Here is a 16,676-nt window from a genome sequence, read left to right as displayed (position 1 = left end):
GGTCAGGCGCTCCCGGGCGTCACCAGCCCCGACTCGTAGGCGACGATGACCAGTTGCGCCCGGTCGCGGGCTGACAGTTTGCCCATGATGCGGCTGACGTGGGTCTTCGCGGTGAGCGGGCTCAGGCCCAGCGCCTCGGCGATCTCCGTGTTGGTCAGGCCGCGCGCGACCAGCGCGAGCACCTCGCGCTCCCGGCCGGACAGGCACTCGGGCCCGCCGGTCGGGGGCGCGGAGGGGCTGCGCAGGAACCGCTCGATCAGCCGTGCCGTGGGACCGGGTGACAGCAGGGCCTCGCCGGCCGCGACCGTGCGGATGGCGTCGAGGAGTTCGGCCGGCCGGGTGTCCTTCACCAGGAACCCGGAGGCCCCGGCGCGCAGGGCCTGAACGATGTGCTCGTCGGTGTCGTACGTGGTGAGGACGAGCACCCGTACGTCCGCGAGGGCCTCATCGGACGCGATGAGCCGGGTCGCCTCGATGCCGTCCAGGTCGGGCATGCGGATGTCCATCACCACGAGGTCGGGGCGGGCGGCGCGGGACAGTTCGACGGCCTGCCGGCCGGTGGCGGCCCGGCCGACGACCTCCATGTCGCGGGCCGACTCCACGAGCATCGCGAACGCCTCCCGTACCAGCGTCTGGTCGTCCGCGAGCAGCACGCGTACGGTCATCCGGTCCTCTCCCCCGTCGTGGCCAGCGGCAGGACCGCGGTGACCTCGAAGCCGCCCCCGGTGCGCGGTCCGGCGTCGAGTGTGCCACCGACGCTGCGGGCCCGCTCGCGCATCCCCACGAGCCCGAAGCCCGGGGTGCCGCCCGGGGTCGGTCCGGTGCCGTCGTCGCGGACCGACACGTGCAGGGCGCCGTCCCTCTCGTCCAGTTCGACGTGGACTCCCGGTTCGGGTCCCGCGTGCCGTACCGCGTTGGTCAGGGCCTCCTGGACGATCCGGTAGGCGGCGGCGCCGACGGCGGGCGGTGCCTGCGCCACGCGTACGGTCTGCTCGACCCGGGCACCGGCCAGCCGCGCGGCCTGGGCCAGGTCGGGCAGCCCGTCGAGGCCGGGCAGCGGGCCGCGCACGTCCGGCGGGCCGTCGCGCAGCACCTCCAGGGTCGTACGGAGTTCGCCGCGGGCGCTGCGGCAGGTCCCGGCGATGTCGTCGAGGGCCTTGGCCACCGTCTCCCGGTCGAGCCGCTCGGGGTCGGCGGCCAGCACATGGGCGGCGACGGAGGTCTGCACGCCGATGAGGGTGATGCTGTGGGCGAGCAGGTCGTGCAGGTCCCGGGCGATGCGCAGCCGCTCCTCGGCGACCCGCCGCCGGGCCTCCTCCTCCCGGGTGCGTTCGGCCCGTTCCGCGCGTTCCACGATGGAGGCGACGTACTGGCGGTAGAACCGCACGTCGATGCCGCAGAAGAGGAACGCGAGGACCCAGCCGGAGATCCGCACGAGCTCCAGCGTCCCGCCGGGGTTGGTGAGGGCGTTGAGGAACAGGGTCACGCCGAGGACGGCGGCGCCGGTGAGCAGTGTGCGGCGCACCGTGCCGGTCGCCGCGACCGTGTACAGCACGACCATGGTCGCGAAGAGAGGCGCGGCGTGATTGTTCTCCAGGGCGTGGTACGGCGTGATGCAGGCCATCACGGCGAGCAGGACCAGCAGCGGGCGGTGGCGGCGCCAGGCCAGGGGGACATGGGCGGCGAGCAGCAGCGTCCAGCCCAGCGCGTCGGGCCGTGCCTCACGGTCGCCGAGCAGGGCCAGGGCGGTGGCGAGGGCGGCCCAGGCCACGGCCAGCAGCGCGTCGTTGCGGGTGCGGTGCGGGGCGGTCAGCGGGTCACGGTTGATCGCGGCCATGACCCGCTCGGCCGACCGCGACCAGGTTGTCCGGGGGGTGATGGGTGCCTGCACGATCCTCATCCTCGACCAGGAAGGCGCCCCTCCGTGAGGGAGGGGCACCACACAATGCCCTCAGCTGCGGGCACGCGTGCCGCCGGGGACGGCTCCCGTCCCACCGAGAGCGGCACCCCGCTCCGCCGGGTCGCGCAACCCCCCGCCCGCAGACTCAACGGGCGGTTCCGGTACCCGGGAGAGCCTTCCCGGCCACCACACCCACCGCCCCAGCAGCACACTCACCGTCGTCACCAGATACGTCCGCACCAGGAACGTGTCCAGCAACACCCCCACCGCGATGACGAACCCGAGCTCCACCAACCCCACGATCGGCAGCGTCGTCAGTACCGCGAACGTCGCCGCCAGCACCACCCCCGCCGAGGCGATCACGCCACCGGTGGTCCGCAGCGCGGTGAGCGCCGCCGCCCCCGGCTCGGCCCCCCGCACGGACTCCTCCCGCATCCGGTGCATCAGGAAGATCCCGTAGTCGACGCCGAGGGCGACCAGGAACACGAAGGACAGCAGCCCGAGCCCAGGATCACTCCCGGCGAACCCGAACACCGGCTCGAAGACCAGCCCGCCGATCCCGAGCGCGGCCCCCCAGACCGCCACCACCGCCGCCAGCAACAGCAGCGGCGCGACGAGAGAGCGCAACAGCCCGACCAGGATGACGAACACGGCGGCCAGGACCAGCGGCACGATGACCTTCCGGTCCCGTGACTCACTGTCGGCCAGGTCGATCTGCTGGGCGCTGGGCCCGCCGACGTACGCGCCGACCGGGTCGAGCCCGGCCCGCAGCGCCTCGATGGTCCGGGTCTCGCCCGGCGTCTCGGGCGCCGAGGTGGTGAACACGGCGATCTCGGTCCATCCCGACCCGCTGCGCCCGGGGGCCACCTCGGCGACGCCCTCGGTCGTCCGGGCCCGGTCGGCGACCGTCTCGGCCCGCTCCTCGGGCGCGATGACCGTCACGGGCCGGCTGCTGCGCTCGGGGTACTCCTGGGCGAGCGTCCGCATCGCCGTGATGGACTCGGGCCGCTCGGTGAAGGAGTCCTCCTGCTTGAGGCTGCCGGACAGGTTGAGCGTGCCGAGCGCGAGGGCGCCGAGCAGCGCGGCCCCGCCGACGAGGACGGTGACGGGCCGCCGGGTCGCCGAGGTGCCCATCGCGGCGATCAGCGACCGCCGGGCCTTCGGCTCGCTGCCGAAGGCGGGGATCAGCGGCCAGAAGACCCGCCGCCCCAGCAGCACCAGGACCGCCGGCAGCAGGGTCGTCATGGCGACCAGCGCCGCGAGCACCCCGACCATGCCGACCGGCCCCATGCCCCTGCTGCTGTTGAGGTCGGCGGCGAGCAGGCACAGCAGTCCGGCCGCGACGGTCCCCGAGGAGGCGAGGACGGCCGGGCCGCAGCCGCGCAGCGCGGCGCGCATGGCGTCGTACGGCCGCTCGTGGCGCCGCAGTTCCTCGCGGTAGCGGGAGACGATCAGCAGCGCGTAGTCGGTGCCGGCGCCAAGGACCAGCACGGTCATCACGCCGCCGCTCTGGCCGGTGACGGTGACGTCGAACAGTTCGTGCAGCCCGTACCCGGCGGCCATCGACACGGTGGCGGCGACGCCCGCCACGGCGAGCGGCACCAGCCACAGGAAGGGGCTGCGGTAGATGAGGATGAGCAGGACGGTGACGACGCCGAGCGTGGCGAGCAGCAAGGTGGCGTCGAGCGTGCCGAACACCTTGTTCATGTCGGTGTTGAGGGCGCCGGGCCCGCCGACCTCGGCGCTCAGCCCGCCGCCGCCCTCGACGATGTCGCGCACCCCGTCGACGAAGGCGTTGCGGGCCTCCTCGTCCTGGCCGGGCTGGGTGCTGGAGACCGGGTACATCAGAGTGGAGCCGTCCTTCGACGGGATGCCCTTGGGCTGCCCGGCCAGGTCGTAGGCGCCGCTCACCTCGGTGATCTGCCGGCCGGCGGTGCGCCGGTCGGCGTCGGTGAGTCCACCGCCGCGGTGGTAGACGAGCACCAGATCGGTCGCCTCACCACCCGGCAACTCGTCCTGGACGCGCGCCACCTGCGTCGAGTCGGCGCTGTCGGGCAGGTAGTCGACCGCGCGGTTCTGCTGGACGTCGGCGAACTTGCCGGCGAGCGGCCCGACCAGCACGAGCGCGGCGAGCCACAGCCCCACCACCACCCAGGGCACGGCCCGCCTGCGCCCGGTACGCGTCCTTACGGCCCCCATGGGTCCGGCTCCCTCCGGTCGGTGTCTGGATCGGTCTCCAGACTCCCGCCGGACGGGCGCCGGTTCGTCGGGCGTGAGGGCGAGCCGGGGGGTACTGCGAGGGGCGGTCCGGGCCGCGCGTTACTCCCCGGGGAGTACGCGAAGGCGGGTCCTACGAGGGGGTGCGGGCCGCCTCGGCCAGCAGGCGGGTCACGTCGTCGGAGCAGATCGTGAGCGCGGCGCCGACCGTGGCCAGCGCGTCGCGCTCGGCCGGGGTGTACGGCCCGTCCGCCAGGGCGATGCGGGCGCCCTGGAGCAGGATCGATTCGCGGCCGACGGTGGCGAGGTGCGGGGCGAGCGGATCCAGGGCCTCGTGCAGCTCTATGGCCAGCCCCGCGCCGCAGGGTTCGCCGGCGATCCGGCCGGTGTCGGCCTCCAGCGCCTCGACGAGGGCGGCCAGCTGCTCCTCGGTGCAGTCGTCGAAGCCGGCCGCGCGCACGGCGAGCACGGCGGACTCCAGGGCCGAACGGGAACCGGCGCCACCGGCGGCGAGCACCGCGAGGGCGACCGTGTGCACGGCGTCGCGGAGCATCGCGGAGAAGCGGGTGGTGGTCGGATGGTCGAGGACGTCCGTGCCGAAGTGGCGGCGGCAGGCGGCGCACTCCACGACCGGGCCGGTCTCGCCGCGCGGCAGCACGGGCAGGCCGAGCAGGGTGAAGCGGCGCTGTCCCGTCAGCCGCTGGTAGTTGCGGTCGCCACCGCAGCCGGGGCAGAAGAACTCCCCGTCACCGGCGGCCGTCCACGCCGTCCGGGTGCCCAGGACGCGAGAAAGCCTGGCGGCATGGCCGTTTCGTCCCCGTCCTGGCAGCACGTCGCACCTCCGTCACGCCGCACGGCAACGTCGCCGCGCTTGCGTGATGTTAGCCACATCCGAGACGAGGAGTCAGCACCCCGGAGGAGACCTTTCCGTGACCTCCACAGCAAATGGCCGGTAACCGACGGGGCTCCGCCCGCCGGACATCGGCGGACGGAGCCTCTGTGGCACCGGTGAGCGGCCGGTGGCCGCGAACCCGTACGGTCGATCAGCGAGCCGCGCGGTTGACGGCCGAGACGACCGCCTTCAGCGAGGCCCGCGTGGTGTTGGCGTCGATCCCGATGCCCCACAGGACCTTGTCGCCGATGGCGCATTCGATGTAGGAGGCGGCCTGGGCGGAGGCGCCCTCGCTCATCGTGTGCTCCTGGTAGTCCAGCAGGCGTACGTCGATGCCGACGGACTGCAGGGCGTCGAAGAAGGCCGAGATCGGACCGTTGCCCGTGCCGGTCAGGACGGTGTCCTGCCCGTCGACCGTGGCCTCCACCTTCAGGGTGTCCACGCCGTCGGTGTCGGTCGTCGACTGGTTGTTCTTGACCTGGATCCGGCCCCACGGGTTCTCGGGGTTCGGCAGGTACTCGTCCTGGAAGACCGCCCAGATGTCCTTCGGCGTGACCTCGCCGCCCTCGGCGTCCGTCTTGGCCTGGATGACCTTGGAGAACTCGACCTGCATACGGCGCGGCAGGTCCAGGCTGTGGCCGTCCTTCAGGACGTACGCGATACCGCCCTTGCCGGACTGCGAGTTGACCCGGATGACCGCCTCGTAGGAGCGGCCGACGTCCTTGGGGTCGATCGGCAGGTAGGGGACGGCCCACTCGATGTCGTCGACGGTGACGCCCTTGGCGGCGGCGTCGGCCTCCATGGCGTCGAAGCCCTTCTTGATGGCGTCCTGGTGGGAGCCGGAGAAGGACGTGTAGACCAGGTCGCCCACGTACGGGTGGCGCGGGTGGACCTCCATCTGGTTGCAGTACTCCCACGTGCGACGGATCTCGTCGATGTCGGAGAAGTCGATCTGCGGGTCGACGCCCTGGGAGAAGAGGTTCATGCCCAGGGTGACCAGGTCGACGTTGCCGGTGCGCTCGCCCTGCCCGAACAGACAGCCCTCGACGCGGTCGGCGCCGGCCATCAGGGCCAGCTCGGCGGCGGCGACGGCGGTGCCCCGGTCGTTGTGCGGGTGGATCGACAGGCAGACGTGCTCGCGGCGGGAGAGGTTGCGGCCCATCCACTCGAAGCGGTCGGCGTGCGTGGAGGGCGTGGAGCGCTCCACGGTGGCCGGCAGGTTCAGGATGATCTCGCGGCCCGGGCCGGGCTGCCAGACGTCCATGACCGCCTCGCAGACCTCCAGCGCGAAGTCCAGCTCGGTGTCGGTGAAGATCTCGGGGCTGTACTGGTACCCGAACTCGGTCTCGGGGCCCAGCAGCTTCTCCGCGTACTCCATGACCAGGCGGGTGCCGTCGACGGCGATCTGCTTGATGTCGTCCTTGGAGCCACGGAAGACGACCCGGCGGAAGACCGGCGCGGTGGCGTTGTACAGGTGGACCGTGGCGCGCTTGGCGCCCTTCAGGGACTCCACCGTGCGCTCGATCAGGTCCTCGCGGGCCTGGGTCAGTACGGAGATGGTGACGTCGTCGGGGATGGCCCCGGGCTCCTCGACGATGGAGCGCACGAAGTCGAAGTCGGTCTGGCCGGAGGCCGGGAAGCCGACCTCGATCTCCTTGTAGCCCATCTTGACCAGCAGGTCGAACATGGCGCGCTTGCGGGCCGGCGACATGGGGTCGATCAGGGCCTGGTTGCCGTCGCGCAGGTCGGTGGAGAGCCAGCGGGGGGCGGTGGTGATGCGCTGCTCCGGCCAGGTGCGGTCCGGGATGTCGACCTGCTCGTAGCGGCCGTACTTGTGGATCGGCATGGAACTGGGCTGCTGGCGGTTCGCCATGATGCTCTGGGCTCCTCAGAGGGTGTCCGGAAGGACGGCCGACGACGCAGCACCAAGCTCCGCGGGGAGGGGGTCGGCCTCGACTACAGGCCCTCGCCGCGGCAGCTAAGGAGAAGCAGCCCGAAACGCATGATGCGCAGCATGCTAGCCGAGCCTCTACCGGTGCGCGGGGTCGTATCAGTATGCGGGACCCGGCGCACATTCGGGACAAAAAGTGCGCTATCCCACTTCGCCATAGCACTCGCCACGGAGCGTGAGGGTCGTTGTCCCGGTATTTCACCAATCATGGTGGCGACTAGTGACAGTCTCGTCACGCAGTGCAAGGGTGCGGGCATGACGACTCACGGGGGCTTCGAGCCCGTCTTCTGCACCATCGTTCCGCCCCATGTCCTCGACAAGCTCGCCCAGGCCGAGGACTCCTCGCTCGCCCGTCCCGCCCGCCGCACCCTGCAGCGCGACGCCTACGAGCGCACCCAGCGCCGCCTGACCACGGTCATCGGCGCGAGCGCCGTCGCCGCGATCGCCGACGGCAAGCCGCAGCGCACGATCCACGACGCCCGGCACGGCACCGACCTGCCCGGCCACAAGGTCCGCGGCGAGGGCGACAAGCCCGGCAAGGACGCCACCGTCAACCGCGCCTTCGCCGGTCTCGGCGCCACCTTCGAGCTGTTCCTCCAGGCCTTCGGGCGCGACTCGATCGACGGCAACGGCCTCCCGCTGAACGCGACGGTGCACTACGACCGCGACTACAACAACGCGTTCTGGAACGGTGAGCAGATGGTCTTCGGTGACGGGGACGGGGAGATCTTCCTGGACTTCACCATCCCGATCGACGTCATCGGCCACGAACTCGCGCACGGCGTCACCCAGTACACGGCCAACCTCACCTACTTCGGCCAGCCGGGCGCGCTCAACGAGTCCCTGTCGGATGTCTTCGGCGCCCTGATCAAGCAGTACACACTCGGCCAGACCGCCGCCGAGGCCGACTGGCTGATCGGCGCGGGCCTGCTCGCCCCCCGGGTGACGGGTGTGGCGCTGCGCTCCATGAAGGAGCCGGGCACGGCGTACGACGACGACGTCCTCGGCAAGGACCCGCAGCCGGGCACGATGGACGACTTCGTGCGCACCGGCCGCGACAACGGCGGTGTCCACATCAACTCTGGCATCCCGAACCACGCCTTCTACCTCGCGGCCACGGCCCTGGGCGGCCACGCCTGGGAGCGGGCCGGACAGGTCTGGTACGACGTCCTGACCGGCGGCGAGCTGAAGCAGCAGGCCATGTTCGCCGACTTCGCGACACTCACCGTGAAGGCCGCCCGGGAGCGCTTCGGCGACGGGGAGGAACTGGACGCGGTGTCCAAGGCCTGGGAGCAGGTCGGGGTGCGGACCCTGTAGTTCCGTACTAGACAGGTGTCATGCGTATTCAGGTGCGGCGCACGGGTGGGTTCGCGGGCATCGAGCGGTTCGCCGAGGTGGACACCTCGGACCGGCCCGATGCCTCCGAGTGGCACGCCCTCGCCGATCAGGCCCTGGCCGCCGGCCGGAGCACACCGCCGGTCGGCGTCCCGGACGGGTTCACCTACCAGCTCACCGTGGACGGGAAGACCGTGTACTGCGCGGATCCCCGGCTGACGGACGAGCAGCGGAGGCTGATCTCGCGGGTGCTGAAGGAAGGGGCGTGACGGGTCCGCGTCACCGGCCGGGCAACAGCTCCTTCCCGCCCGGCCGTTGACTTCCGTTACCGCCGGTACGGATGATCCACCGCATGGCGACTGACGCAGGCAACCCGATCCCCCGTTTCCCGGCCGGCTTCCTCTGGGGCGTCTCCACCTCGGCGCACCAGATCGAGGGCGCCGCCGACGAACGCGAGCCGTCCGTGTGGGACGCCTTCACCGCCGAGCCGGGACGGGTGAAGGACGGCTCGACGGCGGCGACGGCCTGCGACCACGTCCACCGCCACCGCGAGGACGTGGCCCTCCTGGCCGGCCTGGGCGTGAACGCCTACCGCTTCTCCCTCTCCTGGCCGCGGGTGCGCTCCCCGAAGGGCCTGGACTTCTACGACCGGCTGGTCGACGACCTGTGCGCGGCGGGGATCCGCCCCGTCCCGACCCTGTTCCACTGGGACCTGCCCGTGGACCTGGACTGGCTGGAGCGGGACACGGCCGAGCGCTTCGCCGAGCACGTGGCGCTGGTCGCGGACCGCCTCGGCGACCGCGTGACGAAGTGGATCACCCTGAACGAGCCCGCCGAGCACACCCTGCTGGGCCACGCCCTGGGCGTGCACGCGCCGGGCAGGCGGCTGCTCTTCGACGCGCTGCCGGCCGCCCACCACCAGCTGCTCGCCCACGGCCTGGCCGTCCGGGCCCTGCGCGCCGCGGGCGCGGGGGACATCGGCATCGCCAACTCGCACGGCCCGACCTGGGCGGCGTCCACGGAGGCCGCGGACATGGAGGCGGCGGACTTCTACGACCTGCTGCTGAACCGCCTGTTCGCGGACCCGCTGCTGCTGGGCCGCTACCCGGACGGCATCGGCGAACTGATGCCGGGGGACGTGGACGCGGACCTGAAGGTGATCGCCGAGCCGATCGACTTCTACGGGATCAACTACTACGCCCCGACCCGGGTGGGAGCCCCGCAGGGCGCGGAGATCGAGTTCGGCGGGATCAGCATGCCCGCCGAACTGCCCTTCTCCGTGCGCGAGATCGAGGGCCACCCGGTCACCGACTTCGGCTGGCCCGTCGTCCCCGAGGGGCTCACCGAAGTCCTCACCACCTTCCGCGACCGCTACGGCGACCGGCTCCCGCCCGTCGTCATCACCGAGAACGGCTGCTCCTACCCGGGCGTCGACGACCAGGACCGCATCACCTACCTGGACGGCCACGTCCGGGCTCTGCACCGGGCGGTGGAGGCGGGCGTCGAGGTGCGCGGCTACTTCGTGTGGTCCCTGCTCGACAACTTCGAGTGGGCGGAGGGCTACGCGCGCCGCTTCGGCCTGGTCCACGTCGACTTCGACACCCAGGAGCGCACCCCCAAGGCGTCCTACGCCTGGTACCGGGAGCTGCTGAGGGCGCAGGCGCCTACGGCCTGATGCCCACCCCGGTCCACGGGCCGACCTCGGCGTCCGTCTTCCTCGCGAGATTCCGGTGAAATTGTCAGGCAGATAGTTGCAGCGTGAACTGCCCTACGAGCATGATTACTTGGCTGACCAGGGTTCCGGAAGCACCAACTCCACCGTCGGGCCGGTCCGTTGTCCGCTCGTCCCTTCCTTGACGCCCCCACCCCCCACGGAAGGCGATCGCCGTGTCCCCCCACACGACATCCACCCCCCGGTTCCTGGACGCGGTGCGCCCGGACCGCACCGACTGGCTGGAGCTGCCCCCACAACGGACCAGCGTCAGAGTCGCCCGCCATGCCATGCGCGCCCGGCTGGCCTCGTGGCAGGTGCCCGAGGAGGTGTGCGCGAACGCCGTGCTGCTCGTGTCCGAGCTGGTCACCAACGCCGTGCTGCACACACTGAGCGAACGGATCCTGTGCGGCGTGCAGCTGATGACGGACGCGCGTTTCCGGCTGGAGGTCCACGACGGCGACCTCACGGGCCGCGGCATCCCCGACCGCTGCCCCGGCCCCGACGACGAGGGCGGCCGCGGCCTGCTCCTCGTCCGCGAGATGGCCGACCACTGGGGCATCACCCGCTCGACCCTCACGGGCGGAAACGCGGTGTGGGCGAGCCTGGGAACGACGGCGCCATAGCGCGCGGCGGAAGCGTCACGAGGCGAAGGCCTCGCGCAACCTCAGAACCCCAGCTTGCGCAACTGCCGCGGATCCCGCTGCCAGTCCTTCGCGACCTTCACATGGAGGTCGAGGAAGACCGGTGTGCCGAGCAGCGCCTCGATCTGCTTGCGGGACTTGATGCCGACCTCCTTCAGGCGCTTGCCCTTGGGGCCGATGATGATGCCCTTCTGGCTGGGGCGCTCGATGTAGACGAAGGCGTGGATGTCGAGGAGGGGCTTGTCGGCGGGGCGGTCCTCGCGGGGGAGCATCTCCTCGACGACGACGGCGATGGAGTGCGGCAGCTCGTCGCGCACGCCCTCCAGCGCGGCCTCGCGGATCAGCTCCGCGATCATGACCTGCTCGGGCTCGTCGGTCAGGTCGCCCTCGGGGTAGAGCGCCGGGCCCTCGGGCAGCAGCGGCACGATCAGGTCGGCCAGCAGACCCACCTGCTGGTCACCGACCGCCGACACCGGCACGATCTCGGCCCACTCGAAGCCCAGCTCCTTGCCGAGCTGGTCGATGGCGATCAGCTGCTCGGCGAGCGTCTTGCTGTCCACGAGGTCGGTCTTGGTGACGATCGCGATCTTCGGCGTCTTCTTGATGGACGCCAGTTCCTTGGCGATGAAGCGGTCACCGGGGCCGAGCTTCTCGTTCGCCGGCAGACAGAAGCCGATCACGTCGACCTCGGCCCACGTCGTGCGCACGACGTCGTTGAGCCGCTCGCCCAGCAGCGTGCGCGGCTTGTGCAGCCCCGGGGTGTCGACCAGGATCAGCTGGGCGTCCGGGCGGTGCACGATGCCCCGCACGGTGTGCCGCGTGGTCTGCGGCTGGTTCGCCGTGATCGCCACCTTCTGGCCGACCAGAGCATTCGTGAGAGTGGACTTGCCCGCGTTGGGACGGCCCACGAAGCAGGCGAAACCGGCCCTGTGGACAGCTCCGGCCGGCTCTTCGGATGACTGGGTACGAACGCTCATGCCGCCCATTCTCCCTGATCCCCGGAGCCGCCCCGTACCGGACGCCCTCGGTGAGCCTCCAGAAACCCGCGCGCAACGAAACGTCACCGAAACACACCCGTACGCAACAGGAAACGAGGGGCGGTGAATCTCTGACGAGCCCCCGCACCGTTGGAGACGACCGTGACCCTCGCCGCCGCAAGCGCCGACACCGGTGACACCGCCTGGCTGCTCGCCGCCACCGCCCTCGTCCTGCTGATGACCCCGGGCCTGGCCCTCTTCTACGGCGGCATGGTCCGTACGAAGAGCGTGCTCAACATGCTGATGATGAGCTTCGTGTCGATCGCCCTGGTGACGGTGGTGTGGCTGGCGGCCGGCTACTCCCTGGTCTTCGGCGAGGACGCGGCGGGCGGGCTGATCGGCGGGCTCGAACACGCCGGTATGAGCGGCCTCGGCCCCGACAGCGTCCAGGGCACGGTCCCCACCGTCCTGTTCGCCACCTTCCAGCTCACCTTCGCGATCATCACGGCCGCGCTGGTCAGCGGCGCGGTCGCCGACCGGGCGAAGTTCGCCGCGTGGCTGGTCTTCGTGCCGGTGTGGGCGCTGCTCGTATACGTTCCGGTCGCGCACTGGGTGTGGGGGCCGGGTGGCTGGATCCTGGAGCGGCTGGGGGCCCTGGACTTCGCGGGCGGACTGACCGTGGAGATCGTCTCCGGCGCCTCGGGGCTGGCGTTGTGCCTGGTCCTCGGCCCGCGGATGGGCTTCAAGAAGGACGCCATGCGCCCGCACAACCTGCCCATGGTGATGCTGGGCGCCGGTCTGCTCTGGTTCGGCTGGTTCGGCTTCAACGCGGGCTCCGCGCTCGGCGCCAACGGCCTCGCGGCCGCCGCGTTCCTCAACACCCTGGCCGCGGGCTGCACGGGCCTGCTCGGCTGGCTCTTCGTGGAGCAGAAGCGCGACGGCCACCCCACGACCCTGGGCGCCGCGTCCGGCGCGGTAGCGGGCCTGGTCGCCATCACCCCGTCCTGCGGGTCGGTCTCCCTGCTCGGCGCCCTGGTCGTCGGCCTCGCCGCCGGCACGGTCTGCTCCTACGCCGTGAGCTGGAAGTTCAAGCTGAACTACGACGACTCCCTGGACGTCGTCGGAGTCCACCTGGTCGGCGGGGTCATCGGCACGCTCCTCATCGGCGTCTTCGCCGTGGAGTCGATGACGGGCGGCGCCGAGGGCCTGCTCTACGGCGGCGGCCTCGCCCAGCTCGGCAAGCAGCTGCTGGCCGTGGTCGTGGTGGCGGTGTACGCGTTCGGTGTGACGTACGGGATCGGCAGGCTGATCGACGCCACGATGGGCCTGCGCGCCACCGAGGAGCAGGAGCAGACCGGCCTGGACCTTACGGTGCACGCCGAGACGGCCTACGATCACGGGGTCCTGGGCCACGGCGCCCCGGTCTCCTCCTCCGTCGTCTCCCCCGCCCAGAAGGTCACCCCCCAGGCATGAAGCTCATCACCGCGATCGTCAAGCCGTACCGTCTCGACGAGGTCAAGACCGCCCTGCGGGAACTCGGCGTGCACGGCCTGACCGTGAGCGAGGCCAGCGGCTACGGCCGGCAGCGCGGTCACACCGAGGTGTACCGCGGCGCCGAGTACCAGGTCGATCTGGTGCCGAAGGTCCGTATCGAGGTGGTCGTCGAGGACGCGGTGGCCGAGGACGTCATCGACGCGGTCGTGAAGGCCGCGCACACCGGCAAGATCGGCGACGGCAAGGTGTGGGCGCTGCCCGTCGAGACGGTCGTGCGGGTGCGGACGGGCGAGCGCGGCCCCGACGCGCTCTGACACCGGGGCCGCGCCGCTCGTTCTCAGTCGAACACGAACGGGCCGGGTGACTGCGGGCCGCTCGCCGTGCAGGTGATGGTGATGCCGAAGACGGTCATCCTCAGCGAGCCGCCGAAGGCCTCCAGGCTGTCGCCGGAGGCCACGGTGCCGCTGAGCGGGCCGACCTCGACGGGGGCGCCGGCCGCCATCGCCGGGTTCTTCGTACCGGTGAAGTCGACGGTGCCGCCGCCGGCCTTCACCAGGGTGAGGGTGGACGAGATCGAGTCCTCTCCCAGCGCGATGGGCGCCGTGATCGCGGAGGACTTGACGGTGAGTGTGGCGGCGGTGCCGTCCTGCGTGGCCGTGAGGGTGGCCTCGCCACCGCCGAAGGTGCCGCAGTCGGCGCTGATCGTCGCGGTCTGTGGGGTGACGGCGAGGGCCGCGGGGGCGAAGGCCAGTCCGGTGACCGCGAGGGCCCCGGCCGCCAGTGCCGCGCCTGCTCCGATTCGCTTGCGTCTCATGGGATTCCGGCTCCGTTTCCGTGGGGGGCGGACCGCTCGGCGCAGGGATGCGGGCACTCTGCCGAGAGTCGAACCTGACGGTCCGTCGGAATGGACGGTTCCATTGATGCGTGTGGGGCAGGCGGCGGCAAGGTTGAAAACTGGCCTAATTACCGCCGGTTACACCGAAGTTCAGCCGGCGGTGACGATGGTCCGGACCGTTCCGTCGGGACCGGCCACCAGCACCGGCGTCTGCGCGCCGCCGAGGTCCCGTACGGCCGCCCGGTCCGCGTCGGAGACACCCTCCGCCTGCGTGACGACCGCCGCCGCCTCCAGGGACGTCGCGCCCGAGGCCACCGCCATCGCCACCGCCGTCCGCAGGGCACTGAGCTTCAGGGAGTCGAGGGCGACGGTGCCCGCGACATAGGTGCGTCCGGTCTCGTCGCGTACGGCCGCGCCCTCCGGCACGCCGTTGCGGGCCCGCGCGGAGCGGGCCAGGGTGACGATCTTGCGGTCCTCGGGGTCGAGCGCGCTGCTGTCGGTCATGATCCGAGCATACGGAGCGAGTGCCCCGGGCCCGTCTCAGGGCCGGTCGAAGCGGAGGCGGTCCGCTCGGGGCAGACCTGCGACGACCAGGTCGTAGGAGTCCTCGATGAGCTCGCGGACCAGCCGGTCGGGGAGGTCGCCGTCGGCCGTGACGGTGTTCCAGTGACGCTTGTTCATGTGCCAGCCGGGGACGACGAGCCCCTCGTGCTCGCGGCGCAGCCGGATCGCGTCGTCCGGGTCGCACTTGAGGTTGACCTTCAACGGGCGATCGTCGAGGTGCGACAGGGCGAAGAGCTTGCCCTGGACCTTGAAGACCGAGATCTCCGGGCTGAACGGGAAGTCCTCCACGGCCGCGTTGAAGGACAGGCAGAACGCGCGCAGTTCCTGCGGGGTCACTCCGGCTTCTCCTCCTGGGCAGGCGGGTCCGCCGGGCCCACCGGCTCCGCGAGCACCGTCACGATCTTGTTCCGGCGACCGGCCGCGGCCTCCGCGGTCAGCCGCAGGGTGCGGCCGTCGGGAAGCTCCACCACGGACGAGGCGCCCGCGATGGGGACCCGCCCCAGCGCCTTGGCGAGCAGGCCTCCGACCGTCTCGACGTCCTCGTCGTCGTACTCCTCAAGCCCGTACAGCTCGCCCAGGTCGCCGATGTCGAGGCGGGCGGTGACGCGGAAGCGGTCGTCGCCGAGCTCCTCGACGGGCGGCAGTTCACGGTCGTACTCGTCGGTGATCTCGCCGACGATCTCCTCCAGGATGTCCTCGATGGTGACGATGCCGGCGGTGCCGCCGTACTCGTCGATGACGACGGCGACGTGGTTGCGTTCCTTCTGCATCTCGCGCAGCAGGTCGCCGGCGTTCTTGGTGTCGGGGACGAAGAACGCCGGGCGCATCGCCGTGGACACCTGCTCGGACTCGGCGTCGCGGCTGATGTGCGTCTTGCGGACCAGGTCCTTCAGATACACGATGCCGACGATGTCGTCCTCGCTCTCCCCGGTCACCGGGATGCGCGAGAAGCCCGAGCGCAGGGCGAGGGTGAGGGCCTGGCGGATCGTCTTGAAGCGCTCGATGACGACCAGGTCCGTGCGCGGCACCATGACCTCGCGGACCAGGGTGTCGCCCAGTTCGAAGACGGAGTGCACCATGCGGCGCTCCTCGTCCTCGATGAGGGACTCCTTCTCGGCGAGGTCGACCAGGGCGCGCAGCTCCGCCTCGGAGGCGAAGGGGCCGCGGCGGAAGCCCTTGCCGGGGGTGAGCGCGTTGCCGATGAGGATCAGCAGCGACGGGATCGGGCCCATGATCCGGGCCAGCGGCACCAGGACGTACGCCGAGACCGTCGCCGTGTTCAGCGGGTGCTGGCGGCCGATGGTGCGCGGGGAGACGCCGACGGCGACGTACGACACGAGGACCATGACCGCGATGGCCACCAGCAGCGCCTCGGTGGTGCCGTCGAACGCCTTCAGGCAGCCGTAGGTGATCAGCGCGGCGGCGGCCATCTCGCAGGCGACGCGGACCAGCAGCGCCACGTTCAGGTAGCGGGTGGGGTCGGCGGCGACCTGGGAGAGCTTGGCGCTGCCGCGGCGGCCGGAGCGCACCGCCTCCTCGGCGCGGAAGCTGGAGACCCGGGCGAGGCCCGCCTCCGCGCAGGCGGCGAGCCAGGCCACGACGACCAGGGCGATGGCGCCCAGGGCGAGTTGCGGACTCATCGGCGGCGTTACGAGACGGTCGGCGCCGGGGACGGGCCGGTCAGGCCACGCTCCGCGCGCCAGCCGTCCACGATGGCCGCCTGGAGGCCGAACATCTCGGCCTTCTCGTCCGGTTCCTCGTGGTCGTAGCCCAGCAGGTGCAGCACCCCGTGGACGGTGAGCAGTTGGAGCTCCTCGTCCATGGAGTGCTGCGTCTCCGCGTCCTTGCCCTGCTTCTCGGCGACCTCGGGGCACAGCACGATGTCGCCGAGCAGGCCCTGCGGCGGCTCGTCGTCGTCCTTGGAGGGCGGGCGCAGCTCGTCCATCGGGAAGGACATGACATCCGTCGGGCCGGGGAGGTCCATCCACTGGATGTGGAGCTGCTCCATGGCGTCGGCGTCCACGACGATCACCGAGAGCTCGGAGAGCGGGTGGATGCGCATCCGCGCGAGTGCGTAGCGGGCGATGTCGAGGATCGCCTGCTCGTCGACCTCGGTTCCGGACTCGTTGTTGACGTCGATCGACATGGTGCTGTGT

17 protein-coding genes are annotated in these 16,676 nt (G+C 71.4%); 6 read left to right on the top strand and 11 right to left on the bottom strand.

Going from position 1 to position 16,676, the window contains the following annotated elements:
- Positions 1–2: 2 nt before the first annotated feature.
- The 5 genes from ACFZDE_RS07660 to leuA all read right to left on the bottom strand — a co-directional run bounded on the left by ACFZDE_RS07660 (position 3) and on the right by leuA (position 6,882).
- Complete coding sequence (locus tag ACFZDE_RS07660; RefSeq protein WP_391198286.1) at positions 3–665, bottom strand: response regulator; 663 nt, start codon at positions 663–665, stop codon at positions 3–5.
- Positions 662–1,900, bottom strand: coding sequence for a histidine kinase (locus ACFZDE_RS07655; RefSeq protein ID WP_390996952.1), 1,239 nt, complete (start codon positions 1,898–1,900; stop codon positions 662–664). The genes ACFZDE_RS07660 and ACFZDE_RS07655 overlap by 4 nt, the downstream gene beginning before the upstream one ends.
- Before the next feature lie 51 nt (positions 1,901–1,951).
- Positions 1,952–4,099 (bottom strand): MMPL family transporter, encoded by a 2,148-nt coding sequence (locus tag ACFZDE_RS07650; protein WP_391198285.1) that lies wholly within the window; start codon positions 4,097–4,099, stop codon positions 1,952–1,954.
- Between the two features lie 151 nt (positions 4,100–4,250).
- Positions 4,251–4,949 carry a TerB family tellurite resistance protein gene (locus tag ACFZDE_RS07645; RefSeq protein ID WP_391198282.1) on the bottom strand — a complete coding sequence of 233 codons (699 nt, stop codon included), beginning with the start codon at positions 4,947–4,949 and terminating at the stop codon, positions 4,251–4,253.
- Positions 4,950–5,160: 211 nt separating this feature from the next.
- On the bottom strand, positions 5,161–6,882 hold the full coding sequence (gene leuA, locus ACFZDE_RS07640) for a 2-isopropylmalate synthase (protein ID WP_390996945.1): 1,722 nt from the start codon (positions 6,880–6,882) through the stop codon (positions 5,161–5,163).
- Between the two features lie 333 nt (positions 6,883–7,215).
- Here leuA and ACFZDE_RS07635 point away from each other — a divergent pair, with 333 nt between their 5' ends.
- The 4 genes from ACFZDE_RS07635 to ACFZDE_RS07620 all read left to right on the top strand — a co-directional run bounded on the left by ACFZDE_RS07635 (position 7,216) and on the right by ACFZDE_RS07620 (position 10,632).
- Entirely contained in the window at positions 7,216–8,277 is a 1,062-nt protein-coding gene (locus tag ACFZDE_RS07635) for a M4 family metallopeptidase (RefSeq protein WP_390996943.1), read from the top strand.
- A gap of 20 nt (positions 8,278–8,297) precedes the next feature.
- Positions 8,298–8,564 (top strand): protealysin inhibitor emfourin, encoded by a 267-nt coding sequence (locus ACFZDE_RS07630; RefSeq protein ID WP_390996941.1) that lies wholly within the window; start codon positions 8,298–8,300, stop codon positions 8,562–8,564.
- A gap of 83 nt (positions 8,565–8,647) precedes the next feature.
- Entirely contained in the window at positions 8,648–9,970 is a 1,323-nt protein-coding gene (locus ACFZDE_RS07625; protein ID WP_391198279.1) for a GH1 family beta-glucosidase, read from the top strand.
- A 212-nt stretch (positions 9,971–10,182) separates the two neighbouring features.
- Positions 10,183–10,632, top strand: coding sequence for an ATP-binding protein (locus ACFZDE_RS07620; protein WP_390996937.1), 450 nt, complete (start codon positions 10,183–10,185; stop codon positions 10,630–10,632).
- A gap of 41 nt (positions 10,633–10,673) precedes the next feature.
- Here ACFZDE_RS07620 and era read toward each other — a convergent pair whose 3' ends face one another.
- Entirely contained in the window at positions 10,674–11,636 is a 963-nt protein-coding gene (gene era, locus ACFZDE_RS07615; protein ID WP_097216527.1) for a GTPase Era, read from the bottom strand.
- 153 nt (positions 11,637–11,789) lie between these two features.
- Between era and ACFZDE_RS07610 the strand changes: the two genes are divergently transcribed.
- Entirely contained in the window at positions 11,790–13,100 is a 1,311-nt protein-coding gene (locus ACFZDE_RS07610) for an ammonium transporter (protein WP_390996933.1), read from the top strand.
- The gene (locus ACFZDE_RS07605) at positions 13,097–13,435 is read left to right on the top strand and encodes a P-II family nitrogen regulator (protein WP_391198276.1); all 339 of its coding nucleotides are present in this window, start codon (positions 13,097–13,099) and stop codon (positions 13,433–13,435) included. Before ACFZDE_RS07610 ends, ACFZDE_RS07605 begins: the two co-directional genes overlap by 4 nt.
- A gap of 23 nt (positions 13,436–13,458) precedes the next feature.
- On the opposite strand, the gene ACFZDE_RS07600 is transcribed toward ACFZDE_RS07605, so the two are convergent.
- From ACFZDE_RS07600 to ybeY, 5 genes are all read right to left on the bottom strand, one after another.
- Entirely contained in the window at positions 13,459–13,935 is a 477-nt protein-coding gene (locus ACFZDE_RS07600) for a hypothetical protein (RefSeq protein WP_391198274.1), read from the bottom strand.
- A gap of 171 nt (positions 13,936–14,106) precedes the next feature.
- A complete protein-coding gene (locus ACFZDE_RS07595; RefSeq protein ID WP_391198271.1) occupies positions 14,107–14,460 on the bottom strand; it encodes a cytidine deaminase in 354 nt (117 codons plus the stop codon).
- A 36-nt stretch (positions 14,461–14,496) separates the two neighbouring features.
- On the bottom strand, positions 14,497–14,856 hold the full coding sequence (locus ACFZDE_RS07590) for an MmcQ/YjbR family DNA-binding protein (protein ID WP_391198269.1): 360 nt from the start codon (positions 14,854–14,856) through the stop codon (positions 14,497–14,499).
- Positions 14,853–16,160: a CNNM domain-containing protein gene (locus ACFZDE_RS07585; RefSeq protein ID WP_390996920.1), complete on the bottom strand. Its 1,308-nt coding sequence runs from the start codon at positions 16,158–16,160 to the stop codon at positions 14,853–14,855. Before ACFZDE_RS07585 ends, ACFZDE_RS07590 begins: the two co-directional genes overlap by 4 nt.
- A gap of 8 nt (positions 16,161–16,168) precedes the next feature.
- Positions 16,169–16,666, bottom strand: a complete 498-nt coding sequence (ybeY, locus tag ACFZDE_RS07580; RefSeq protein WP_190898580.1) for an rRNA maturation RNase YbeY — start codon at positions 16,664–16,666, stop codon at positions 16,169–16,171.
- Positions 16,667–16,676 lie beyond the last annotated feature (10 nt).

This window comes from Streptomyces sp. NPDC007929 (genome assembly GCF_042959065.1).
Taxonomy (GTDB): domain Bacteria; phylum Actinomycetota; class Actinomycetes; order Streptomycetales; family Streptomycetaceae; genus Streptomyces.
Note: the sequence above shows the minus strand (reverse complement) of the source record. Positions and strands in the feature narration are given on the sequence as shown.